This is a genomic window from Erwinia persicina, assembly GCF_019844095.1.
Classification (GTDB): domain Bacteria; phylum Pseudomonadota; class Gammaproteobacteria; order Enterobacterales; family Enterobacteriaceae; genus Erwinia; species Erwinia persicina.
In genome coordinates, this window is record NZ_CP082141.1 from 4543606 (window position 1) to 4565030 (window position 21425).

Below are 21425 nucleotides of genomic sequence, written 5' to 3' on the forward strand. Positions count from 1 at the left end.
TGATGACAGCCGTTCAGCATGCTGATTTTTAATGCTGCAACTGGATTTTATCCCACACTTCGTCAACAGATATATCGCTGCAGTTCCCTGAGTCTGTTTGCATGATCTCATATCGACCAGACCAGGGATGCCACGCGTTGCGGTCGGTATCACCAAAGAAGACGACCTGCTTTTTATTCATCGCGGCCGCAAGATGCATCTGACCGCCATCACTGCACAGTATCAGGTCGCAATGCTCGTAGGCGGCAAGCAGTTCACGCACTGAAGCGGTAGGGTAAAGTGATACGCGGGGATCCTGACATGCCGCCAATAGCTGCTCGGCACGATGCTGGTCACCGACATCATCCGGGGCCAGCGTGCCCTGAGGTGACCAGAAAATGCAGACGCTGCTGTGGCTGTTTTCCTGCAGATAACGTTGGATGATTGCCGCGTAGCGCTCCAGCGGCCATCGACGCTTTTCACTCCGGCTACTGATATGGACCGCTAATCCGATCGGGTAATCTGATGGTCGATTTTTCAGCCGGCTGACAGCCTGTTGCTGTTCATCCAGGGTCAGCCAGACACGTACCGGAGGAATGGCGATCTGCCTGTCGGTCAGTGCCGATAAATAACTGAATGTCCGCTCCACCTGGTGCTGGCCCTGGAAATCTTCCGGGCTGAAAGGGATGGTTATGCCGCGATCGCCCTTCGAAGCGCCAATGATATTTTTCGCCCCAATCATTTTTGCCATTCTCAGGCTGTATTTACAGGGTTCCGGATTAGCCAGAATCACCGCATCAAACGCAATCCGCCGCAGTTGCAAAATGATTTTTACCCTTTCGACATAGATGCCGAGTTTCGTTTCATTTTCTGTTCGGTGTTTGGCTTTACGGTAAATAAAAACCTGCTTAATAAAAGGGTTATTTTTTACCACATCGTGGCTGACGGTATTAATCAAAAGGTAGATGTTAGCATCCGGAAAGGCGGTTTTTGCCCCCTCAATCAACGGGGTGGTACACACCAAATCGCCAATATTGTCACGGCGTATAATTAAAATATTCTTCATTACCAACCTGCTAACAAACAGTCTGCTTATGTCTACTGGAGTTCCGTCCTGCTGAACGAGACTCGCCTGATAACACTCCATGTCCTGATCAAAACCACCTTTACAGCTCACTTTTCCTGAGGGATGGCAAAGTCATGCCTGTAACGCGGTGACGTCCTGTCATGCTCTGACACTCTTAGGGTATGAATTGCACACTTAAAGTTAATAAAAATCCAGCAAATCATTTAAAATTAATTAACTTATTGAATTTCAATGGATTGTTATTTTTTTGGATGAAAGGAATCTGTCATGCCGACCGCTCCACTGCTTAGTGTTGTTGTTCCTCTCTATAACGCAGGTGCATTATTTGCCCCTTTTATGACCTCCCTGCTAACACAGACCTTTCGCGATCTGGAAATCATTATTGTGGATGATGGGTCGACGGATGGTTCAGCAGTCAAAGCAGATGAGTATGCCAGCAGGGCTTCTCATATCAGGGTTATCCATCAGGAGAATGGTGGTGTTTCGCGGGCGCGTAACACCGGGATGAAGTACATCAGGGGAAAATATGTCACTTTCCCCGATGCGGACGATATCCTTGAACCGGAGATGTACAGCACGTTAGTGGCCATGGCCACCGCCGACGATTTGGATGCCGCACAGTGTAATGCCTGGCGAACCAGTACCCCCGGGAGCAAGGAACAGGTGCTCATTCCTGCCAGCCGGCTACATTCCACACCGGTCCTCAGTGGTGCCACCTGGTTAAATCGGGCGCTGAAAACGCATCGCTATCTGCACGTCGTGTGGCTGGGTATATACCGTACCTCTCTCATCCGGCAGCGTGACCTGACCTTTATACCCGGGCTTCATCATCAGGATATCCTGTGGACCACTGAGTTTATGCTGAATGCACGCCGGGTCAGGTATAACGAGCGTCCCCTTTACAGCTATCTGTCACACGAACAATCCATCAGCCATCGCCCAAGAACAGGTCTGTCAAATGTTGAGTACCAACGACATTACCTGAGGATTTGCCAAAAACTGGAGGAGATCAATCAGCAATATAGTCGCTGTGTTAACATTCACCGCTCATTTTATGCACAGATCACCCGGGAAGCACTTACTGTCTGTCACGCCATACGTCGTGAGCCCGATGAAGCCGCCAGACAAGCGATGATTGCAGATTTTTGGGCGGCTGAGATGCCCCTCCGAATGCAACGCAATGCACGGGGTTTGCAGCAAAAGTATCATTTATTGCTCTGGATGAGCCGCCTGCGCCGCTGGCGAAAATCTGCGCCAGCGCAGACCTGAACGGATAAGCACTCCTTAATCGCGTTGTACATTCAGTAAACCCACCGGGATGGCTATGAAGTAGCGTGAGAGAGCCAGACTTATCTGCTAACATGCCCCATTATTTCTCTTTTTTCGGCCATCTCTGGACGTAAGTCTCTGTTCACCTGAAAAACAATGTGATGATTACCATTTATACCGCTCTGCTCTATCTCATTCAGCCTCTTATCTGGCTGCGTCTCTGGCTGCGCGGCAGGAAGGCACCCGCCTACCGAAAACGCTGGGCGGAACGTTATGGTTTTTGTGCGGGGAAAGTGAAACCAGACGGTATTCTGCTGCACTCCGTATCTGTGGGCGAAACACTGGCCGCGATCCCCCTGGTTCGCGCACTGCGTCATCGTTATCCTCATCTGCCCATCGTGGTTACCACCATGACTCCGACAGGGTCAGAACGTGCCAGCTCCGCCTTTGGAAAAGATGTCCACCACGTTTACCTGCCCTACGATCTGCCGGGAGCCATGAATCGTTTCTTCGATACCGTGCGCCCTCGCCTGGTGATCATCATGGAGACCGAACTGTGGCCGAATATGATCACCCAGTTGCATACGCGCAAAATCCCGCTGGTGATTGCCAATGCCCGTTTGTCAGAGCGCTCGGCGAAGGGCTATGCGAAAATTGGCAAATTCATGAAACGTCTGTTGCAGCGCATCACTCTGATTGCCGCACAGAACCAGGAGGATGGTGAGCGGTTTATCAGCCTGGGAGTAAAACGCTCGCAGCTGGCCGTCACCGGCAGCCTGAAATTCGATATCTCCGTCACACCAGAGCTGGCGGCACGAGCCATCACACTTCGTCGCCAGTGGGCGCCGCGCCGTCCGGTATGGATTGCCACCAGTACGCATGAAGGCGAAGAGAGTATTATTCTGGATGCCCACCGCAAGCTGCTGGTCCGGTTCCCTAACCTGCTGCTGATTCTGGTGCCCCGCCATCCGGAACGTTTTGATGTGGCACGAACGCTGACCCAGAAAGCCGGGTTCAGCTTTACCCTTCGAAGCAGCGGCGAGATCCCGTCTGGCAGTACTCAGGTCGTGATTGGCGATACCATGGGCGAGCTGATGCTGCTGTATGGTATTGCTGATCTGGCCTTCGTTGGTGGTAGCCTCGTCGAACGCGGCGGCCACAATCCGCTGGAGCCCGCTGCCCATGCCATTCCGGTGCTGATGGGACCACATATCTTTAACTTCAAAGATATCTGTGCCCGCCTGCAACAGGCCGATGGTCTGATCACCGTAACCGACGCCGACTCGCTGGACAAAGAGATCGGTACATTGCTGACGGATGAAGACTATCGCCTCTATTACGGCCGCCATGCCGTAGACGTACTGCATCAAAATCAGGGCGCACTTCAGCGCCTGCTGCATTTACTTGAACCTCACCTGCCACAGCGGAATCATTAAATGAGCGTACGCCAGAAAATATCGGTCGTGATGATAGCGAAAGATGCAGCTGACGTGCTGCCCGAATGCCTGGCGTCGGTGAACTGGGCGGATGAGATAGTCCTGCTCGACTCCGGCAGTAGCGATGGTACGCCGGACATTGCCCTGCGTCACGGCGCACAGGTTTTTCACTCAGACCAGTGGCACGGGTATGGTAAACAGCGCCAGCTGGCGCAGAGTTATGCCACTCACCCGATGATTTTGATGATCGACAGCGACGAGCGCGTCACACCCGAGTTAAAGCAGGCCATTGAAGTCATACTGTGCCAGCCGCCGTCGGAAAAAATCTACAGCATTGCACGACGTAACCTTTTTCTTGGGCGTTTTATGCGCCACAGCGGCTGGTATCCTGATCGCGTCACACGCCTCTATCCCCGGCAATATCAGTACAACAATCATCAGGTGCATGAATCACTGGAAACGGGTCCGGTGAAAGCCACTCCGTTAAGCGGCGACCTGCTGCACCTGACCTGCCGTGACTTCTCCGCCTTTCAGTGGAAACAGTTTGCCTACGCAGAAGCCTGGGCAAAGCAGCGTCATCAGCAGGGAAAGCGCTGTGGTATCGCCGCTATTTTTGGCCATACCGCTGGGGCGTTCCTGAAAACGCTGGTGCTGCGGGCAGGATTTCTGGATGGCAAACAGGGCTGGCTACTGGCCGTGGTCAACGCGCAGTATACTTTCAATAAATACACGGCCCTCTGGGCTCTGAATCACGCATCCAGGAGCGGCAGACTATGAGTACCAAAGCCATCTACCCCGGTACCTTTGACCCGATGACCAATGGCCATCTCGATATCGTTACGCGCGCCGCGTTGATGTTTGATCATATCGTTCTGGCTGTCGCAGCCAGTCCGAGCAAGAAACCGCTGTTCTCGTTAGACGAGCGTGTCGCCCTGGCCTGTGAGGTGGTGGCACATCTGCCCAATGTAGAGGTCGTAGGCTTCAGTGACCTGATGGCTAACTTTGCGAAAGCGCAACAGGCCAACGTACTGGTGCGTGGCCTGAGGGCAGTTTCCGACTTTGAATACGAGCTCCAGCTGGCGCATATGAACCGCCACTTACTGCCTACGCTTGAAAGCGTATTCCTGATGCCCTCTGAAGCTTATTCCTTTATTTCATCATCCCTGATGAAAGAGGTGGCCCGCCATGGCGGAGAAGTTCAGGCATTCCTGCCAGCCCCGGTTTACAAGGCGCTGAAAGAAAAGCTCGGATAAAACGCGGTTTACTTCTGGCAGTGCCGACAGAAAAAGGTGCTGCGCTGCGCGTGTTTACTGCTTTCTATCGGCATCCCGCACTGGCGGCAAGGTTCACCCGCACGGCCATATACCTGCAATTCCTGCGCAAAATATCCCGGCTTACCGTCGCTTTGTAAAAAATCGCGCAGCGTTGTGCCGCCCTGTTCAATAGAGCGCAGCAGTACCGCTTTGATGGTGGCGACCAGCAGCCCGCAATCTGATTCGGTCAGCGCCATGGCAGGCCGATCGGGCAGGATCCCTGCGACAAACAGTGATTCACTGGCATAAATATTTCCGACGCCGACCACCACTTTGTTATCCATCAGCCAGGGTTTCACGGGCGTGCGTTTACCCCGCGATTTTTCAAACAGATACTGCGCACAGAACCCTTCACTGAGTGGTTCTGGCCCAAGATGCGACAATACGGAACTGGCAGCAAGGTCGGGCGCCCACAGCCAGGCACCGAAACGGCGGGGATCGGTATAGCGCAGCACCTTGCCATTACTCATCACCAGATCAACATGATCGTGCTTTGCCGCAGGAAGATCTTCCGGTAACACTCGCAGGCTGCCCGACATCCCCAGGTGAATGATGATCCATCCCGTTGGCAGTTCCAGCAGCAGGTATTTAGCCCGACGCTGCACGCTCAGTACGGGCTGATCGCTCAGGGCATGGATTTCCTGAGATACCGGCCAGCGCAGGCGGGAATTACGCACCACAGCATGTAAAATCGTCGCCCCGACCAGATGCGGCTCAATGCCGCGTCGACTGGTTTCAACCTCTGGTAACTCTGGCATTGCCCTGTCTCCGTCTCGCGCTGTCAGCGCTTCGCTTTAACCACGTATTCTATAAGAAAAGCTGAAAACAAAAAAACCCGGCCGGGGCCGGGTTTTTTTTATCCACTCAGATTAATTACTTAATCTTAGCTTCTTTATAGATCACGTGCTGGCGGACAACTGGATCGAATTTCTTCAGTTCCAGTTTCTCCGGCTTAGTACGCTTGTTCTTCGTGGTGGTATAGAAGTGACCTGTACCAGCAGAAGAAACCAGCTTGATCTTCTCACGAATACCTTTAGCCATGTTTCAGTTCCTTACCTTAGTACTTCTCACCGCGGGCACGGAGATCGGCCAAGACCGTATCAATACCCTTTTTATCAATTACACGCATGCCATTGGCAGATACGCGCAGTGTAACGAAGCGCTTTTCGCTCTCAATCCAAAAACGATGAGAGTGCAGGTTCGGCAGGAAACGGCGTTTCGTCGCGTTCATTGCGTGGGAACGGTTGTTACCCGTTACCGGACGCTTGCCAGTTACTTGGCAGACTCGTGACATGTCTATTCTCCAAAAATCAAATCAGCTCGAGCTTTAAAAATAAGGTTCTGGCCGCCTCGTCAGGCTTATAGCCCATCCAGGCGAGTTCTATGTGAACCCGCTGAGTAGGCTCAACGCCAAACCCGAGATTCTCAAAGGTGGCGTAGTATACGCCCTGTAGCGCGAGTGCTCAAGTCCCGAACAGATAAAGATCCCTCAGGATCGCGTACTATTGTCTCTTTTGTACGGGAATTGCACTGTTCAGACGGTAAAAAAGTGAAATTAAACCGCAACATGGTTAAATAGCACCCAATCCGTTATAGCCAACTTCGCTCCGCAAAAGAGACATATTCACCCCGGCCAATCACAATATGGTCAAGTACCCGAATATTCATCAGGGAACAGGCACGCACGATTTGTTGCGTAATATGGCGATCGGCACGGCTGGGTTCAGCCAGTCCAGACGGATGATTATGCGCCAGAATGAGCGCCGCTGCATTCCGTTTTAGCGCTTCACGTACAATCTCACGCGGATGCACCTCTACGCTGTTGAAAGTGCCGCTGAACATTTCGCTGGTATGAATAATCCGATGCTGATTATCAAAAAAAACCACCTGAAAGATTTCCCGTTCCCGATGCGCCAGCGAACTGTTGAAGTAATCCAGCATCTGTCCCGTACTGCTGACCACGCGATTTTCCAGCGCTTCCCGACAGGTAAAGCAGCGCCGCGCCAGTTCCGCCACCGCATTCAGCTGTGCATACTTTGCGGTGCCCATCCCGTAGATCGCTTTTAAATCCTCAGGCGGCGCGGTCAGCAGTCGATGGAGTGAACCAAACTTATCCAGTAACTGCTCCGCCAGTGCCATCACATGGACCCCGCGAGAACCAATGCGCAGGAAAATAGCGAGTAGCTCAACATCACTTAACGCTTGTGCGCCGCATTCTGACAATTTTTCTCGCGGGGGGAGACCCAGCCAATGCTCGTTCATTTTTTCTTCTCCTTCCTGAATGAGAAAAAGCATGTCATTATATACAGTAGTTTCCTATCAGAACGTGCCAGCTTTACGTGCTGGCTCGCAAATATTGTGCAGTACTCACCCCAACGTAGGAGTGTGATAAAATACGGGGATGACGGCGCTACGGCACCGGGCGGGCTTAACAGAAGGCGAACAGCAAAATGATGGGATTAACCGGAAAGCGTATTGTCCTTGGCGTCAGCGGCGGCATTGCGGCCTATAAAACACCGGAACTGGTACGCCGTCTGCGCGACCGCGGTGCGGATGTTCGGGTCGTGATGACCGATGCAGCAAAAGCCTTTATTACCCCGCTCAGTCTGCAGGCGGTATCGGGTTATCCGGTATCCGACGATTTGCTCGACCCGGCGGCCGAAGCCGCAATGGGTCATATCGAACTGGGGAAATGGGCTGATCTGATCATACTCGCCCCGGCAACCGCCGACCTGATTGCGCGCGTCGCCGCCGGTATGGCCAACGACCTGTTGACCACCGTCTGCCTCGCAACACCGGCGCCTGTGGCCATTGTCCCGGCAATGAATCAGCAGATGTATCGCGCCCTGCCAACACAGCACAATATCAACCTGCTGGCACAGCGTGGCATGTTGATCTGGGGCCCGGACAGCGGGAGCCAGGCCTGTGGCGATATCGGGCCGGGGCGAATGCTTGATCCGCTGGCGATAGTGGACCTGGCCGTAGGCTGGGCGACCCCGATCAACGATCTGCAACATCTCAATATTATGATCACCGCTGGCCCGACCCGGGAAGCCCTCGACCCGGTGCGTTTTATCAGTAACCACAGCAGTGGAAAAATGGGATTTTCCCTTGCTGCCGCCGCTGCAAAGCGCGGCGCAAAAGTGACGCTTATCGCCGGCCCGGTAGGGTTAACGACACCCTCAGGTGTTGATCGCATTGATGTGATCACGGCGCTGGAGATGGAGCAGGCGGTGATGGCACAGGCCAGGAACCAGCACATTTTTATTGGCTGTGCTGCGGTTGCAGACTACCGGGCGGCGGCTGTGGCGGAAGAAAAAATCAAAAAGCAGGGGGATGAAATCACTCTGCGAATGATAAAAAATCCGGATATTGTGGCCGGTGTAGCAGCAATGCAGCAGGGCAGGCCCTATGTGGTAGGATTTGCCGCTGAAACCCAGAATGTGGAAGAATACGCGCAAGAAAAACGGACACGTAAAAACCTGGACGTGATCTGCGCTAACGATGTTTCCAAAACCGGGCAGGGTTTCAATAGTGATACCAATGCTCTCCACCTTTTTTGGCAAAAGGGAGATAAGGTCTTACCGCTGTGCGATAAGTCACTCCTTGGCCAACAGTTATTAGACGAGATTGTCAGCCTTTATGATGAAAAAAATCGACGTTAAAATCCTTGATGCGCGTGTCGGTACAGCTTTTCCCTTACCGACCTATGCCACATCGGGATCGGCCGGGCTCGATCTGCGCGCCTGCCTGGATGAAGCTTTCGTCCTCGAGCCCGGCGTGACCACGTTGGTACCAACGGGTTTAGCGATTCATATTGCTGACCCACAGCTCGCTGCCGTTATCCTGCCACGTTCGGGATTGGGCCATAAACATGGCGTTGTGCTTGGTAACCTGGTGGGCCTGATCGACTCCGATTATCAGGGCCAGCTGATGGTTTCCGTCTGGAACCGTGGGCAGGACTCCTTTACTATCGAACCGGGCGAACGTATTGCACAAATGGTTTTCGTGCCCGTCGTCCAGGCAGAGTTCAATCTGGTCAACGACTTTGATTCCAGCGTACGCGGCGAAGGTGGTTTCGGCCATTCTGGTCGCCAGTAGCTCTCCACTGCTCTCACAATGACGATAAACTGCATTTTACGTCCGTGAACCTCGTGCTCACGGACGTTGAGTGGGCCTTTGCCCGTTTATGGTGATGTTTTCAGGGGTCTTTTAAGACATGGTTGAAAAAAAGAGTGCGAAACGGAATCGCCGTGAAGAAATCCTGCAGGCGCTGGCACAAATGCTGGAATCCAGCGATGGAAGTCAGCGAATTACTACGGCCAAACTGGCGGCCAGTGTTGGGGTTTCTGAAGCGGCGCTTTACCGGCATTTTCCCAGTAAAACCAAGATGTTTGACAGCCTTATCGAGTTTATCGAAGATAGCCTGATTACGCGCATCAATCTGATTCTGAAAGACGAAAAAGAGACGCTGCCGCGCTTACGTATGATCACTCAGTTAATTCTGGGCTTTGGTGAGCGTAATCCGGGTTTAACACGCATTTTGACCGGGCATGCGCTGATGTTCGAACAGGATCGCCTGCAGGGACGTATCAACCAGCTTTTTGAGCGCATCGAAGTTCAGCTACGCCAGGTGATGCGTGAAAAGAAAATGCGCGAAGGTGAAGGGTTCATTACGGATGAAACCCTGCTGGCCAGTCAGCTACTGGCCTTCTGCGAAGGGCTGCTGTCACGCTTTGTTCGTTCAGAGTTTCGTTATCGCCCTACCGTTGATTTCGATGTGCGCTGGCCGCTACTGGCCGCTCAGCTCGTCTGACATTACGCATCAATCGTCAAAGGGCAGTCCGGAGAAAAGGATCAGCCCCTACGTTATGGCGGGCTTATTTTCCGGCCCGCCCGCATCATCGGGAATGCTTCTTAAATGCCAAATTCGCTGCGATAAGCACGTACCGCCACGAGATGATCGGCCATTTCGGGCTTTTCTTCGAGGTAAGCAATCAGCTCTTTAAGCGTAATGATCGAAATCACTTTGCAGCCGTAGTCCCGTTCCACTTCCTGAATCGCAGAAATATCCCCCTGTCCCCGCTCCTGACGATCGAGAGAAATCAGCACGCCGGCCAGCGTCGCCTGATGGGCCGCGATAATTTCCATTGATTCCCGGATCGCCGTTCCCGCCGTAATCACATCGTCCACCAGCATAATCTTACCCTGCAGTGGGCTGCCCACCAGCGTGCCGCCCTCGCCATGGGTTTTGGCTTCTTTGCGGTTGAAGCAGTAAGGCACATCACGATCGTGGTGATCGGCCAGCGCCACCACGGTGGTTGTGGCAATCGGGATGCCTTTGTAAGCCGGACCAAAGACCAGATCGAAATCAATACCTGAATCCACCAGCGCCTGGGCATAGAAACGCCCCAGCAGGGCGAGGTCACGCCCGGTATTGAACAGTCCGGCGTTAAAGAAATAAGGGCTTTTACGCCCTGATTTCAGCGTGAACTCACCAAACTTCAGCACCTGCTTGTTGATGGCGAATTCGATAAATTGGCGCTGCCAGGCTTTCATGTCATCTTCCTCAAAATAATGGCGTAAAAAAGGCGACTTCATCGTCGCCTGATATAATCAGTTGGCCAGCGCCGCTTTTTGCGCTGCAACCAGCGTATCAATACCGCCCCGCGCCAGCGCCAGCAGTTTCAGCAACTCGTCGTGGCTGAACGGCTCACCCTCTGCCGTACCCTGTACCTCTATCATGCGGCCATCTTCAGTCATCACCACATTCATATCGGTTTCTGCAGCAGCATCTTCCACATACTCGAGATCGCAGAGTGCTTCACCCTTAACGATACCCACAGAGATAGCGGCTACCATGCCTTTCATCGGGTTGGCTTTCAGTTTGCCGATAGAGACCAGGTGGTTCAGCGCGTCGGTCAGCGCCACACAGGCACCGGTAATGGAGGCTGTGCGGGTACCGCCGTCGGCCTGCAGCACGTCGCAGTCGAGGGTGATGGTGAACTCCCCCAGGGCTTTAAGATCGATGGCAGCACGCAGTGAACGGGCAATCAGACGCTGGATCTCCAGGGTACGTCCGCCCTGCTTCCCTTTGGCCGCTTCACGCGCGTTACGGCTGTGAGTGGCTCGGGGCAGCATACCGTATTCCGCAGTGACCCACCCCTGGCCCTGGCCTTTCAGAAAGCGTGGTACACCTTCTTCGATGGTGGCGGTGCACAGGACTTTGGTATCACCGAATTCAACCAGCACAGAGCCTTCTGCGTGTTTGGTGTAATGACGGGTCAGGGTGACGGGACGCACCTGTTGTGCGCTACGACCTGATGGACGCATAATTTCTCTCCGGCTAGCTAAACATAATTGGCTGCGCATTATACGGATTTCGCCGCGGATTGCCTATCACAGGTGGCCATCTGAGCAGGTTGTTATGCGAATGCCGTCTGTTTAAACGTTAAAACAGCAAGATAGCCTGCTACAGGGTGTAAAGCATACCGAAATATGGCTAAATGCTCCTCTTCGATAATTCCTCATGCCGGACCTGTGTATGACTTCTGTTTTCCATTTTATTCTGGCGCTGGCCATTATCTTCGGCCTGGCGTTACTGTTCAGTAATGACCGTAAAAAAATTCGCCCGCGCGTACTGCTGCAGCTGGTGGTAATTGAAGGCGCTCTGGCCTGGTTCTTCCTGCACGCCTCTGCCGGACTGACCATTGTTACCGCATTTTCCGGTTTCTTTGAAGTGCTGCTTAAGTACGCGGCGAAGGGCACCGACTTTGTCTTTGGCGGCATGGCGGCACAGGGAATGGCCTTTATCTTCCTCGGCGTGCTCTGCCCGATCGTGTTTATCTCCGCGCTTATCGGCATCCTGCAGCATGTCAAAATTCTGCCAGTGCTGATCAGAATCGTCGGTACCGTGCTGTCGAAAATCAACGGCATGGGCAAGCTGGAGTCATTTAACGCCGTCAGTACCCTGATCCTCGGGCAGTCAGAAAACTTTATTGCCTACAAAGGCATCCTGGCCGATATTTCTCCGCGCCGCCTCTATTCGATGGCCGCAGCGGCGATGTCCACCGTCTCGCTGTCAATTGTCGGTGCCTATATGTCGATGATCGAGCCACGCTACGTCGTGGCCGCGCTGATCCTCAACATGTTCAGTACCTTTATCATCCTGTCGATCATCAACCCGACGCCGGTGGGTGATGAGCCGGAAATCCGCCTGGAAAAGCTGCATGAAGACCAGAGCTTCTTTGAAATGCTCGGTGAATACATCCTGGCAGGCTTCAAAGTAGCGATGATTATCCTGGCGATGCTGATTGGCTTTATCGCCCTGATTTCCGCCGTCAATGCGGTGTTCCTGGCCGTATTTGGCATCAGTTTCCAGCAGATCCTGGGTTATGTGTTCTGGCCATTTGCCTGGCTGATTGGCATCCCGACCGCGGACGCGCTGTCTGCGGCCAGTATTATGGCGACCAAGCTGGTCACCAACGAGTTTGTTGCGATGATTGAGCTGAAGAAAATCGCCGCGGAACTGACACCGCGTGGTCTGGGTATTCTGTCGGTGTTCCTGGTTTCCTTCGCCAACTTTGCCTCCATCGGCATCGTTGCCGGGGCGATCAAAGGGCTGAATGAGCAGCAGGGGAATGTCGTCTCACGCTATGGCCTGAAGCTGATTTACGGATCCACGCTGGTCAGCCTGCTGTCTGCAGCTTTCGCCGGGCTGGTACTGTAATCACTGAACCCGGCGCCGTCGCGCCGGGTCTCTTGACGGGCAAACACCTCAGAATGCCACGCACACCGGGGCATCCACCCGCATCACCGAATCCTGGGCAAAACGCTGCTTATAGCGCGCACGCAATGCTTCGATTCCCTGTTCGCTCGCCTGATTAACTGGATGAATCAGTAACAACGCCTTACTGTTTTCTCGCGCCAGCTTGCCGTCATCTCCCTGCCATTGTCCTTTCGCCGCGAACACGGTCAGGCCCTGTTTAAAGCGCGGGGTAACCTCATTATCGATGAATGCCTGCCATTCCCCTTCGGTGATCGCGGTTCCCTGGGGACGATTAAGACCGAAATAGAGCGTGGTCTGGCTCATGGCGTCACCTACCGCGCAGACCGGCTGCACAGCGGGAGGGGACGGCCGATCTGTCACGGTACAGCCTGACAGCGCCAGTAGTACTAAAGAAAAAGTGAGGGCACGCGAGGTCATGTTTACTCCTGAAGGTATGGTTGTACTGACGTTCAGCATCTTAAGCTGCTGACCACAAAACGTCAGCCAAAACACCGCCTTTTGACCGAATTCCTGTTAAGCCGCCGTCAGCACCGCTATAATCGCAGCTACTTTTCTTTAAAACGGTACGCAAAATGATCCGCAGTATGACCGCCTACGCCCGGCGCGAGACCAAAGGCGAATGGGGCAGCGCAGCCTGGGAGCTGCGTTCCGTCAACCAACGCTATCTCGAAACCTACATCCGCCTGCCAGAACAGTTCCGGGGTCTGGAACCGGTGATCCGTGAACGCATCCGCAATCGCCTGACGCGCGGCAAAATCGAAGTCAATCTGCGGTTCGACGCAGATCCAAGCGCTCAGAGCTCGCTGGTCCTGAACGAAAAGCTGGCCATCCAGCTGGTGCAGGCGGCCAACTGGGTGAAAATGCAGAGCGATGAGGGTGAGATCAATCCCGTCGATATTCTGCGCTGGCCAGGCGTCATGTCGGCTGAAGAACAGGATCTGGACACCATTTCTGCCCAGTTGCTGACCGCACTGGATGCCGCTATCGACGAATTTATTATCGCCCGGGAAAGCGAAGGTGCCGCCCTGAAGACGCTGATTGAACAGCGCCTGGAGGGGGTCAGCGCCGAAGTGATTAAAGTGCGCACGCACATGCCAGACGTGCTGAAATGGCAGCGTGAACGTCTGCTTACGCGTCTGGAAGAGGCGCAGGTGCAGCTGGAAAATAACCGCCTGGAACAGGAACTGGTGATGCTGGCACAGCGGGTCGACGTGGCAGAGGAGCTGGACCGCCTGGAAGCGCACGTGAAAGAGACCTACAACATCCTGAAGAAGAAAGAAGCGGTCGGCCGCCGTCTCGACTTTATGATGCAGGAGTTCAACCGTGAGTCGAACACCCTGGGGTCTAAATCCATTAATGCTGAAATCACCGCCTCAGCGATAGAGCTGAAAGTGCTGATTGAGCAGATGAGAGAACAGATTCAGAACATCGAATAACACTCTTCTCATGGCACTAAAAAGCCCTGTTTACAGGGCTTTTTTTTCACTATTTTTCTCTGTCAGAGCCTCAACGCCGTTAATGACCGGCTGCCGTCGTTCATGCTTCCGCGTTGCCACGTAAACATCAATATTCAGCGACGACTGTGCATCGTCGTCCAGCGCGCGATAACATAATCCCTGCTGATTAAACGTACACATCGACTGCGGCATCAGCGTCATTCCTTTACCCCGTGCAATGCTGGCAAGCAGTACAAGAGAGTCGTCCGGCTCTTTTATGCGCCTGAGCGCCAACGGCAGGCGCTGAAAATAAGCCTCACATTTATCGTAATAGACGGGGTTAGCATGGCGGGGGAACCAGAACAGCGGCAGATCAGCAATGTCAGCCAGCGCCACCTTCTCTTTTAAACTGGCCGGGTGAGAGGACGGCATTGCCAGCAGGAGTGGTTCGCGGTAGATCCAGTGAAAACTAAAATCCTGATCGCTGTGCAAACTCTTTTCACCGATGATGACCATATCCATCTGCCCCTTAGAGAGGGACTGCAGAAGCTGACTGGATGTCTGATTCTGTATCTCGATCTCTTCGGCGCACATCAGTTTTTTTATTTTGTCATTCACCGAAGGAATGTTATCGAAACTGAGCGTGCGGGTCAGACCAATTCGAAGATGGGATGGCTCTTTATTCATTTCACGAACGAATTTGGTGAATTCATTAATCAGGTGCGTTGCTTTATCCACCAGCAGGGCGCCGGCTTCTGTCAGGCGAACTTCATGAGTATTACGGGTAAACAGCTCACACCCCAGCGCATCTTCCAGGGATTTAATCTGCCGGGTTAACGGTGGCTGAGTCATTCGCAGCCGTTCAGCGGCCCGTCTGAAGTTAAGCTCCTGAGCAACCACAAGAAAGCATTGCAACTGCTTTATGCTGGGTAACTTACTATTAATGCTGTCCACAAATTCTCCGCAGCTGTTGGGGCATTATTCAGTTTTTTGGCATCGATTTAATGGTTAACATATTATCTCACCATGAAGTCTTTGTAAATTAATCAATATGTTACAGATAAAACCTTCTTGTGATACCTAAATCGTATTACAAAATTAACAATTCTCATAAAAAATCCAGATGATATTTTTATTCCCGAAATTCACCTACTAAGGATAAATATCATGTCTGCTAAATACGTTTTGATTTCCCGCTTTCCACTCAAAAACAACGTAACCCCTTCTTCAATTACCGGACTAAAATCCACCTCAGAGAAAAAATATTTTTTCTCTGAAGAAAATGATATCCATGAACTTCTTGAACTTCGTTCATTTAACGATATAAAAGAGATCCCGTGGGTAGAAGGTGAGCTTGAGGCAGCCTTCCATAATATGGCATCGCTTCTTTCAGGTGATATTCGCCGCGAGTTGGTGAAATACGTAGAAGCCCCTATCGAAACTGATAAGTCGCTACCTGACACTAAATATATTCAACTTCGTCACGTTGAAGTTCCTGCTGATAATTATGCGCAATATCGCCACTGGCGTGAAGAGACCATTTTTAATGTTGTTCGCGACAACAGAGATAAGATCTCCAGCTTTGAGGCTTTTCACTCTCTCATTAGTGGTCTGCCCGGCGTTATGTTTATCTCATCATTTAATGGTGACAAAGATGAGTATAAAGACGCATTCACAAACGCTCGTTATCAGAACATTATCCAACAAGCCGGTGATAATTACATTACCGGAGGTAATGAAGGTCTTTACACTCGTATCTACAGCGCCTTTTCTTGTTGAAAGTGAGATTATATGAAAATTAAGAAAATTTTTGTTGTCGGTGATAAATTCAGTGAATTTACAAATGGTAAAAACGTTTTAACCATTTCACAACTGGAACTGCTTACACAAATACCGGCAAAAATAATCGATACTGAACATGAAATCATTGTTGGCCAGGGGGTCAGAGATGACTTTGCAAGAAAAGTCATCAAAAACCAGAAGCGTAATGAGATACATGATAACAAATTAAACATCATCTCATTAGAAAAACTGGCAGAGGCAAAGAAGAACTGTTACGCACATAAAAAAATAAAACACAATGTGCTGATTGGTGCTGCTGAAAAAGTAGAACATAACGATAAGTTATACGCGCTTCCCTTATTGATTGATGAGCGCTGCGAACTGATGGCTGACCATCAAACCGGGCAACATATTCAGGGCATGCTTTTAGTGGAAGCATGCAGGCAAACCTTTATTGCCGTAACAGAAGAGTTCTTCTTTAGCGGCAATAAAAACCGCTATTACGTGATAAACGGCATGGCTATTAATTTCAGCAATTTCCTTTTTCCGCTGCCCGCAGTGATGCATTACGAAATTCTGGATCAGGATATTAATGATCGCCGCGCGCGTTTTAAAGCGCAAATTCGTGTCACTCAACACGAGACGCCATGCGCGACGATGGATGTATCATTTACTGTTTATCCTTCCGAGGTGATCAGCAGCAAAGAGAGTGAACTGGCAATGACAGCGACACAAAACGCCTTCATTGCTGCACAGCAGACTCCGGTAGAGGCTATCCATGCCTGAAAACAGCCGGAAGTATGAACTGGCTGCCACCACGCAGGGGCCGCTTTACCCCCCTGCGGAGGTGATGGATAGTCAGGGTAACTTTGTTGTAGAGGGTATGATACCCGGTCAACACGGTGTTCGATGGGGTCGCGCCCTCGTGTCACCACAGAGCCCGCTACCCGCTTTTGGCCAGGTCGCACCCTACACGATAGTGCGCTTTCTGGAAAAAGTAACGCCTCAAGAACTTGAAGAGATTGTGTTATTCACACTGCCTTTACCGATCCCTTTAAATAACTACAATATGTTATTCGCACCTGACCAGCGACCAAAGGCCAACTCAGAGCAGCGTGATAGTCTTCCGCTGCATCAGGGACATATCTCTGATTACCGCGACAGCGATGGCAGGCGGAAAATCTCTCCAGTCACATTACGTCACTGGCTGGCTGCCAGAGGAGAACTGGTTGTCCGTGTCGCTGGCGACAGGAAAAGTGCCCGGTTCGAGTTTGTGTTCCATCATCTGGTACCGAACAGTCTGTATACCATAATGAGTCTGCGCGAGCGCGACCTGGACCCGGAAAATACCAGCAGACCTGGCCCACTAGGCATACCGAATGTATTTATTACCGATGAATTGGGCCACGCAAGTTTCTGGGCAGAGTTGCCTAATCCATTTCCAAAACGTCACCACCACAGCAATCGTATTATTAATGTCGTGGTGCTTTATATGAGTACTCAACAAAGTTATGGCGGCGCTATCGGTCTTTATGGACTGGGCGGTGATATACACGCTCAACTAAAACTTAAATTTCGCTCATTTGATGAATTTACAACAACCCCGTAAGGAAAAAACAATGCCTTTTATTCAAATTTCAACCTGGAAAATGAGTAATGAAGCACAGGTACAAAATATGATGGAAGCCGTCACACTCGCCGTTCACCAAACCAGTGGGGCACCACTGGATAAAATATCTGTAGTTATCAATGAAATTTTACCTTCACGTTGGAGTGATGCCGGCATTTGCGGCAATGACCCTCAATTTCCCATAAAAAGCAGAAGAAAAAATTACAAGGAGTCAGTGTGAATGAAGTCGCTGCTTTCTTTGATGTTGATGAAACCATCATAAATTTTAAAAGCATGTTTATTTTTTATGAATACTGGTGTAAAGAAAAAGGACTTTTAACTCAATATAGTGAATATACCTCCAGGCTTAAGCAAGACATTCAAAGTGGAAAACGAAGAGAGCTGTTAAATAAGGATTATTACCAGCAATTTACTCATGTCCATCTCGATGCGCTGAAGAAGTCTGGTCAGGAATGGTTCCAACAGTGCCTTAATAAAAATATATTTATTAGCGAGACGATTTCTGAGCTACGTTTTCATCAGAAAAATGGAATAACACCCGTTTTTGTTTCCGGATCGATGTTGCCTGTTCTGCAGCCTATTGCCGATCATTTAGGTGTTAAAAATATTATTTGCGCCCCCTTAATAATCAATGAAGAGGGTGTGCTAACAGGGAAGATTGGCACGCCACAAACAATTGGAAGCGGAAAAAAAGAGGCATTACTTTCCTTCTGCGATGAGAACGATATTCGGGCTGAAGATTGCTATGCCTATGGTGATGATATCTCCGACATACCGATGCTGGAAGCAACAGGACATCCTGTTTGCGTAGGGAAGAACATCAGGCTAATGGATTATGCAGCACTGAAAGGCTGGCGCAACATTTAAACATTCACAAGGAAATTATCATGGTCTCTGATATCAAAGAGTCAACGATGTCCATCAGGACATGGGTGGCATTATTTATTCTGGCTTTATCCACTTTTACCATTGTAACGACAGAGCTGGCGCCGGTAGGTTTACTCACGCCTATCGCCAACGGGCTTCATGCCTCTGAATCTGAGATTGGTATGACCGTATCACTCTATGCCTGGATTGGCGCATTGAGTGCACTCTTTGCCTCGGTATTTTTGGGTAATTTCCCTAAAAAGATCCTCCTCCTGTCACTCACCGTCGTCCTGTTCATTTCGAACGTATGGTCTGCAACAGTGGGCTCTTATGAGGTATTGCTGGCGGCTCGTGTCGTCGGCGCACTGGCCCATGGCGCCTTCTGGGCGATGATTGGAGCCACGGCGGTGGCCATGGTTCCAACTAAGTACCTCGGAGTAGCCACTTCCATTGTGTTTGGCGGTGTTTCGGCCGCCAGCGTGTTTGGCGTGCCTCTCTCAAACTATATTGGTCTGAACTTCGGTTGGCGTCAGGCCTTCTGGCTGATGTCAATTCTGAGCATGGTTGCCTTTGTTGGCATGATGTGGGTTGTCCCGAATATCAGCGTCAAAAGTACGATTGGTCTGGGCGCACTGAAAAATGTTTTACGCTCCTCCACATTGTGGAAAATCTACTCCGCGACGTTGCTGGCTATTACCGCGCACTTTGCTGCCTTCACCTTTATTGAACCCTGGCTGCAAACCCAGCCAGCACTCTCCGCAGCTTTCATACCGGTCGTGTTATTCATTTACGGCATCGCTGGTCTGGCCGGAAACTTCCTCACCGGTATGCTGATCGATAAATACCTTAAAATGACCGTCTCTCTCTCCGTTCTGCTGATTGGTATCGTACTGGTCGCGCTGGGTCTTGAGGCTCAGTCATTGTCCCGACCTTTGGTACTGGCCGCGGTCATGCTATGGGGAATTGCCGTTTCAGGCATCTTTGTTGGTTTCCAGACATGGGTACTCCGTGTGGCTGGAGAAGAAGCGTTTCCTGCCTCAGCAATTTATGTCTCTTTCTTTAACGCCGCAATCGGTATCGGGGCCTCTGTTGGTGCCTGGATGGTTTCTGCCCTGTCACTTCCGGCACTTTTTGTGACCGCAGGCGTGGCTATCGCTCTTTCCTTCCTCCTCGTTGTGTTCATTCCGTCCGACAAGCTTGTTACGAAAAAAATGATGGAGAATATTGCATGAAACACGATGCTGAACTGACCCGCTATGGCCGTGAAATTATGGACCGCCTCGAAGACGGGCTCGCCGATTCGGTGACATCCCGGCTGGCAGAACTGGATGCAGACCTGCCAAATCTGATTACCGATTATGCTTTTGGGGCCATCGTTGGGCGCCCCGGTCTGGACCTCAAAACACGCGAAATGTTAACGGTGGCCTCGCTGATAACATCCGGTAATGCGCAGCCTCAGCTTGAGTTGCACATGCGTGGCGCACTGAATGTCGGTGTCACACCGCAAGAGTTGCTTGAGATAGTCATCCAGATGGCGGTGTACGCCGGTGTTCCTGCCTGTATGAATGGCTTGACGGCCTATCGCGCAGCAACTGCACGCTTCTCTTCTCAGAAGAGTGGAGAAAGAAATGAATGAGATTGTGGTTGTTTCGGCGAAAAGAACGGCAACAGGCGCATTTATGGGCGGTTTGGCCGAACATTCGGCCACGTCGTTGGGTAGCGTAGTGATTCAAGCGCTGCTGGCCGACAGTAAATTACCCGCAGAGGATGTGGACCAGGTCATTATGGGTCAGGTTCTGACTGCTGGTTGCGGCCAGAATCCCGCCAGGCAGTCAGCATTAAATGCCGGCCTTCCTGTCGCGGTCGCTGCGCTAACAATTAACAAAGTGTGTGGTTCAGGATTGAAAGCCGTACACCTTGGCATGCAGGCACTCATCTGTGGGGAGGCCGAGTTTGTGATTGCCGGGGGCCAGGAAAGCATGTCGAATGCCCCACATATCCTGTCAGGCTCCAGGCAGGGCATTCGGCTGGGTGACGGTGCGCTACAGGACAGTCTGATTGCTGACGGTCTGTGGGATGCGTTCCATCATTACCATATGGGCGTGACCGCTGAGAATGTCGCTGCTGACTATAATATTTCCCGTTCAATGCAAGATGAGTTCGCCCTGAGCTCTCACCGCAAGGCGTTAAAAGCTCAGGAAGCAGGACTGTTCTTTGAAGAAATTGTTCCCGTAAAATGGGTGACCAGGAAAGGCGAACCACGGAGTGTGATTCAGGATGAATGTCCTCGTCATACCAGCATTGAAAAGCTGTCTGGCTTAAAAACCGTATTTAAAAAAGAGGGAACAGTGACAGCGGGTAACGCTTCGTCTCTGAATGATGGTGCAGCTGCAGTGCTGCTTTGTCGTCGGGAAACTGCAGAAAAACGGGGAATGGCTGTTCTCGCCTCACTCGGTGCCTTCTCCAATGCCGGTATTGAGCCCGAACTGATGGGGGCTGCACCGATTAAAGCTATTGAAATGAATATCAAGAGCATGAAGTGGTCACCTCAGGAGGTCGATATTCTGGAGTCAAATGAGGCTTTTGCTGCCCAGGCATTGGCTGTAGCACACGCTTGTGGCGTCCCCTCAGAGCGTATTAACCCACACGGTGGCGCGATCGCTCTGGGACATGCCATTGGTGCGTCCGGCTGCCGTATTCTGGTCACGTTAATTCATGGCTTAATTCGTGAAGACCTTCATAAAGGTATCGCTGCGCTATGTATCGGCGGGGGGGAAGGTGTCGCGCTCAGCGTAACGCGTTAACATGCGCACAGAACAAATACTCAAAAAAAAACC

Annotated in this window: 26 protein-coding genes; 17 read left to right on the plus strand and 9 right to left on the minus strand. The window is 51.5% G+C overall.

Annotated elements, in window-relative coordinates:
* Nucleotides 1-28: 28 nt before the first annotated feature.
* Nucleotides 29-1045, minus strand: a complete 1017-nt coding sequence (locus K6L24_RS20985; RefSeq protein WP_191928191.1) for a glycosyltransferase family 9 protein — start codon at nt 1043-1045, stop codon at nt 29-31.
* 288 nt (nt 1046-1333) lie between these two features.
* Between K6L24_RS20985 and K6L24_RS20990 the strand changes: the two genes are divergently transcribed.
* The 4 genes from K6L24_RS20990 (at nt 1334) to coaD (ending at nt 5024) form a co-directional block, all read left to right on the plus strand.
* The gene (locus K6L24_RS20990; RefSeq protein WP_222681806.1) at nt 1334-2335 is read left to right on the plus strand and encodes a glycosyltransferase; all 1002 of its coding nucleotides are present in this window, start codon (nt 1334-1336) and stop codon (nt 2333-2335) included.
* Between the two features lie 161 nt (nt 2336-2496).
* Nucleotides 2497-3771: a lipid IV(A) 3-deoxy-D-manno-octulosonic acid transferase gene (waaA, locus tag K6L24_RS20995; RefSeq protein ID WP_222682350.1), complete on the plus strand. Its 1275-nt coding sequence runs from the start codon at nt 2497-2499 to the stop codon at nt 3769-3771.
* Nucleotides 3772-4548, plus strand: a complete 777-nt coding sequence (locus tag K6L24_RS21000) for a glycosyltransferase family 2 protein (RefSeq protein WP_118665096.1) — start codon at nt 3772-3774, stop codon at nt 4546-4548.
* The gene (gene coaD / locus K6L24_RS21005; protein WP_062746918.1) at nt 4545-5024 is read left to right on the plus strand and encodes a pantetheine-phosphate adenylyltransferase; all 480 of its coding nucleotides are present in this window, start codon (nt 4545-4547) and stop codon (nt 5022-5024) included. Before K6L24_RS21000 ends, coaD begins: the two co-directional genes overlap by 4 nt.
* 8 nt (nt 5025-5032) lie before the next feature.
* On the opposite strand, the gene mutM is transcribed toward coaD, so the two are convergent.
* From mutM to radC, 4 genes are all read right to left on the minus strand, one after another.
* Nucleotides 5033-5842 (minus strand): bifunctional DNA-formamidopyrimidine glycosylase/DNA-(apurinic or apyrimidinic site) lyase, encoded by an 810-nt coding sequence (gene mutM, locus K6L24_RS21010; RefSeq protein WP_062746920.1) that lies wholly within the window; start codon nt 5840-5842, stop codon nt 5033-5035.
* Between the two features lie 115 nt (nt 5843-5957).
* A complete protein-coding gene (gene rpmG, locus K6L24_RS21015) occupies nt 5958-6125 on the minus strand; it encodes a 50S ribosomal protein L33 (protein ID WP_001051798.1) in 168 nt (55 codons plus the stop codon).
* 16 nt (nt 6126-6141) lie between these two features.
* The gene (gene rpmB, locus K6L24_RS21020; RefSeq protein WP_062746922.1) at nt 6142-6378 is read right to left on the minus strand and encodes a 50S ribosomal protein L28; all 237 of its coding nucleotides are present in this window, start codon (nt 6376-6378) and stop codon (nt 6142-6144) included.
* 296 nt (nt 6379-6674) lie between these two features.
* Complete coding sequence (gene radC / locus K6L24_RS21025) at nt 6675-7346, minus strand: RadC family protein (protein WP_062746925.1); 672 nt, start codon at nt 7344-7346, stop codon at nt 6675-6677.
* Nucleotides 7347-7537: 191 nt separating this feature from the next.
* On the opposite strand from radC, the gene coaBC reads away from it, so the two are divergent.
* The 3 genes from coaBC (at nt 7538) to slmA (ending at nt 9900) form a co-directional block, all read left to right on the plus strand.
* Entirely contained in the window at nt 7538-8749 is a 1212-nt protein-coding gene (gene coaBC, locus K6L24_RS21030) for a bifunctional phosphopantothenoylcysteine decarboxylase/phosphopantothenate--cysteine ligase CoaBC (RefSeq protein ID WP_222682351.1), read from the plus strand.
* The gene (dut, locus tag K6L24_RS21035) at nt 8727-9185 is read left to right on the plus strand and encodes a dUTP diphosphatase (protein ID WP_062746929.1); all 459 of its coding nucleotides are present in this window, start codon (nt 8727-8729) and stop codon (nt 9183-9185) included. Before coaBC ends, dut begins: the two co-directional genes overlap by 23 nt.
* A gap of 118 nt (nt 9186-9303) precedes the next feature.
* The gene (gene slmA, locus K6L24_RS21040; RefSeq protein WP_062746931.1) at nt 9304-9900 is read left to right on the plus strand and encodes a nucleoid occlusion factor SlmA; all 597 of its coding nucleotides are present in this window, start codon (nt 9304-9306) and stop codon (nt 9898-9900) included.
* A gap of 101 nt (nt 9901-10001) precedes the next feature.
* On the opposite strand, the gene pyrE is transcribed toward slmA, so the two are convergent.
* On the minus strand, nt 10002-10643 hold the full coding sequence (pyrE, locus tag K6L24_RS21045) for an orotate phosphoribosyltransferase (RefSeq protein WP_062747037.1): 642 nt from the start codon (nt 10641-10643) through the stop codon (nt 10002-10004).
* Between the two features lie 57 nt (nt 10644-10700).
* The gene (gene rph, locus K6L24_RS21050) at nt 10701-11417 is read right to left on the minus strand and encodes a ribonuclease PH (RefSeq protein WP_062746934.1); all 717 of its coding nucleotides are present in this window, start codon (nt 11415-11417) and stop codon (nt 10701-10703) included.
* A 211-nt stretch (nt 11418-11628) separates the two neighbouring features.
* On the opposite strand from rph, the gene K6L24_RS21055 reads away from it, so the two are divergent.
* Nucleotides 11629-12813: a NupC/NupG family nucleoside CNT transporter gene (locus K6L24_RS21055; RefSeq protein ID WP_062746936.1), complete on the plus strand. Its 1185-nt coding sequence runs from the start codon at nt 11629-11631 to the stop codon at nt 12811-12813.
* Nucleotides 12814-12861: 48 nt separating this feature from the next.
* On the opposite strand, the gene K6L24_RS21060 is transcribed toward K6L24_RS21055, so the two are convergent.
* Entirely contained in the window at nt 12862-13290 is a 429-nt protein-coding gene (locus K6L24_RS21060; RefSeq protein WP_062746937.1) for a DUF3574 domain-containing protein, read from the minus strand.
* Between the two features lie 155 nt (nt 13291-13445).
* On the opposite strand from K6L24_RS21060, the gene K6L24_RS21065 reads away from it, so the two are divergent.
* Nucleotides 13446-14309 carry a YicC/YloC family endoribonuclease gene (locus tag K6L24_RS21065; RefSeq protein ID WP_062746939.1) on the plus strand — a complete coding sequence of 288 codons (864 nt, stop codon included), beginning with the start codon at nt 13446-13448 and terminating at the stop codon, nt 14307-14309.
* Nucleotides 14310-14339: 30 nt separating this feature from the next.
* On the opposite strand, the gene K6L24_RS21070 is transcribed toward K6L24_RS21065, so the two are convergent.
* The gene (locus tag K6L24_RS21070) at nt 14340-15263 is read right to left on the minus strand and encodes a LysR family transcriptional regulator (RefSeq protein ID WP_118665100.1); all 924 of its coding nucleotides are present in this window, start codon (nt 15261-15263) and stop codon (nt 14340-14342) included.
* Nucleotides 15264-15476: 213 nt separating this feature from the next.
* Here K6L24_RS21070 and K6L24_RS21075 point away from each other — a divergent pair, with 213 nt between their 5' ends.
* The 8 genes from K6L24_RS21075 to K6L24_RS21110 are packed head-to-tail and all read left to right on the plus strand — an operon-like array spanning nt 15477 to nt 21392.
* Nucleotides 15477-16088, plus strand: a complete 612-nt coding sequence (locus K6L24_RS21075; RefSeq protein ID WP_118665102.1) for a hypothetical protein — start codon at nt 15477-15479, stop codon at nt 16086-16088.
* 12 nt (nt 16089-16100) lie between these two features.
* Nucleotides 16101-16877 (plus strand): AfsA-related hotdog domain-containing protein, encoded by a 777-nt coding sequence (locus tag K6L24_RS21080; protein WP_118665104.1) that lies wholly within the window; start codon nt 16101-16103, stop codon nt 16875-16877.
* The gene (locus K6L24_RS21085) at nt 16870-17700 is read left to right on the plus strand and encodes a hypothetical protein (protein ID WP_222681807.1); all 831 of its coding nucleotides are present in this window, start codon (nt 16870-16872) and stop codon (nt 17698-17700) included. The genes K6L24_RS21080 and K6L24_RS21085 overlap by 8 nt, the downstream gene beginning before the upstream one ends.
* A 10-nt stretch (nt 17701-17710) precedes the next feature.
* Entirely contained in the window at nt 17711-17941 is a 231-nt protein-coding gene (locus tag K6L24_RS21090; protein ID WP_062746952.1) for a tautomerase family protein, read from the plus strand.
* Complete coding sequence (locus K6L24_RS21095; protein WP_222681808.1) at nt 17938-18588, plus strand: HAD family hydrolase; 651 nt, start codon at nt 17938-17940, stop codon at nt 18586-18588. Before K6L24_RS21090 ends, K6L24_RS21095 begins: the two co-directional genes overlap by 4 nt.
* A 20-nt stretch (nt 18589-18608) precedes the next feature.
* Entirely contained in the window at nt 18609-19820 is a 1212-nt protein-coding gene (locus tag K6L24_RS21100) for an MFS transporter (RefSeq protein WP_062746955.1), read from the plus strand.
* A complete protein-coding gene (locus tag K6L24_RS21105) occupies nt 19817-20224 on the plus strand; it encodes a carboxymuconolactone decarboxylase family protein (protein ID WP_187510341.1) in 408 nt (135 codons plus the stop codon). The genes K6L24_RS21100 and K6L24_RS21105 overlap by 4 nt, the downstream gene beginning before the upstream one ends.
* On the plus strand, nt 20217-21392 hold the full coding sequence (locus K6L24_RS21110; protein ID WP_062746960.1) for an acetyl-CoA C-acetyltransferase: 1176 nt from the start codon (nt 20217-20219) through the stop codon (nt 21390-21392). The genes K6L24_RS21105 and K6L24_RS21110 overlap by 8 nt, the downstream gene beginning before the upstream one ends.
* The last annotated feature ends 33 nt before the right edge of the window (nt 21393-21425 follow it).

Coding starts and splice junctions, on each gene's coding strand:
- K6L24_RS20985 (WP_191928191.1), bottom strand. CDS start 1,045: ATGAAGAATATTTTAATTATACGCCGTGACAATATTGGCGATTTGGTG.
- K6L24_RS20990 (WP_222681806.1), top strand. CDS start 1,334: ATGCCGACCGCTCCACTGCTTAGTGTTGTTGTTCCTCTCTATAACGCA.
- waaA (WP_222682350.1), top strand. CDS start 2,497: ATGATTACCATTTATACCGCTCTGCTCTATCTCATTCAGCCTCTTATC.
- K6L24_RS21000 (WP_118665096.1), top strand. CDS start 3,772: ATGAGCGTACGCCAGAAAATATCGGTCGTGATGATAGCGAAAGATGCA.
- coaD (WP_062746918.1), top strand. CDS start 4,545: ATGAGTACCAAAGCCATCTACCCCGGTACCTTTGACCCGATGACCAAT.
- mutM (WP_062746920.1), bottom strand. CDS start 5,842: ATGCCAGAGTTACCAGAGGTTGAAACCAGTCGACGCGGCATTGAGCCG.
- rpmG (WP_001051798.1), bottom strand. CDS start 6,125: ATGGCTAAAGGTATTCGTGAGAAGATCAAGCTGGTTTCTTCTGCTGGT.
- rpmB (WP_062746922.1), bottom strand. CDS start 6,378: ATGTCACGAGTCTGCCAAGTAACTGGCAAGCGTCCGGTAACGGGTAAC.
- radC (WP_062746925.1), bottom strand. CDS start 7,346: ATGAACGAGCATTGGCTGGGTCTCCCCCCGCGAGAAAAATTGTCAGAA.
- coaBC (WP_222682351.1), top strand. CDS start 7,538: ATGGGATTAACCGGAAAGCGTATTGTCCTTGGCGTCAGCGGCGGCATT.
- dut (WP_062746929.1), top strand. CDS start 8,727: ATGATGAAAAAAATCGACGTTAAAATCCTTGATGCGCGTGTCGGTACA.
- slmA (WP_062746931.1), top strand. CDS start 9,304: ATGGTTGAAAAAAAGAGTGCGAAACGGAATCGCCGTGAAGAAATCCTG.
- pyrE (WP_062747037.1), bottom strand. CDS start 10,643: ATGAAAGCCTGGCAGCGCCAATTTATCGAATTCGCCATCAACAAGCAG.
- rph (WP_062746934.1), bottom strand. CDS start 11,417: ATGCGTCCATCAGGTCGTAGCGCACAACAGGTGCGTCCCGTCACCCTG.
- K6L24_RS21055 (WP_062746936.1), top strand. CDS start 11,629: ATGACTTCTGTTTTCCATTTTATTCTGGCGCTGGCCATTATCTTCGGC.
- K6L24_RS21060 (WP_062746937.1), bottom strand. CDS start 13,290: ATGACCTCGCGTGCCCTCACTTTTTCTTTAGTACTACTGGCGCTGTCA.
- K6L24_RS21065 (WP_062746939.1), top strand. CDS start 13,446: ATGATCCGCAGTATGACCGCCTACGCCCGGCGCGAGACCAAAGGCGAA.
- K6L24_RS21075 (WP_118665102.1), top strand. CDS start 15,477: ATGTCTGCTAAATACGTTTTGATTTCCCGCTTTCCACTCAAAAACAAC.
- K6L24_RS21080 (WP_118665104.1), top strand. CDS start 16,101: ATGAAAATTAAGAAAATTTTTGTTGTCGGTGATAAATTCAGTGAATTT.
- K6L24_RS21085 (WP_222681807.1), top strand. CDS start 16,870: ATGCCTGAAAACAGCCGGAAGTATGAACTGGCTGCCACCACGCAGGGG.
- K6L24_RS21090 (WP_062746952.1), top strand. CDS start 17,711: ATGCCTTTTATTCAAATTTCAACCTGGAAAATGAGTAATGAAGCACAG.
- K6L24_RS21100 (WP_062746955.1), top strand. CDS start 18,609: ATGGTCTCTGATATCAAAGAGTCAACGATGTCCATCAGGACATGGGTG.
- K6L24_RS21105 (WP_187510341.1), top strand. CDS start 19,817: ATGAAACACGATGCTGAACTGACCCGCTATGGCCGTGAAATTATGGAC.
- K6L24_RS21110 (WP_062746960.1), top strand. CDS start 20,217: ATGAATGAGATTGTGGTTGTTTCGGCGAAAAGAACGGCAACAGGCGCA.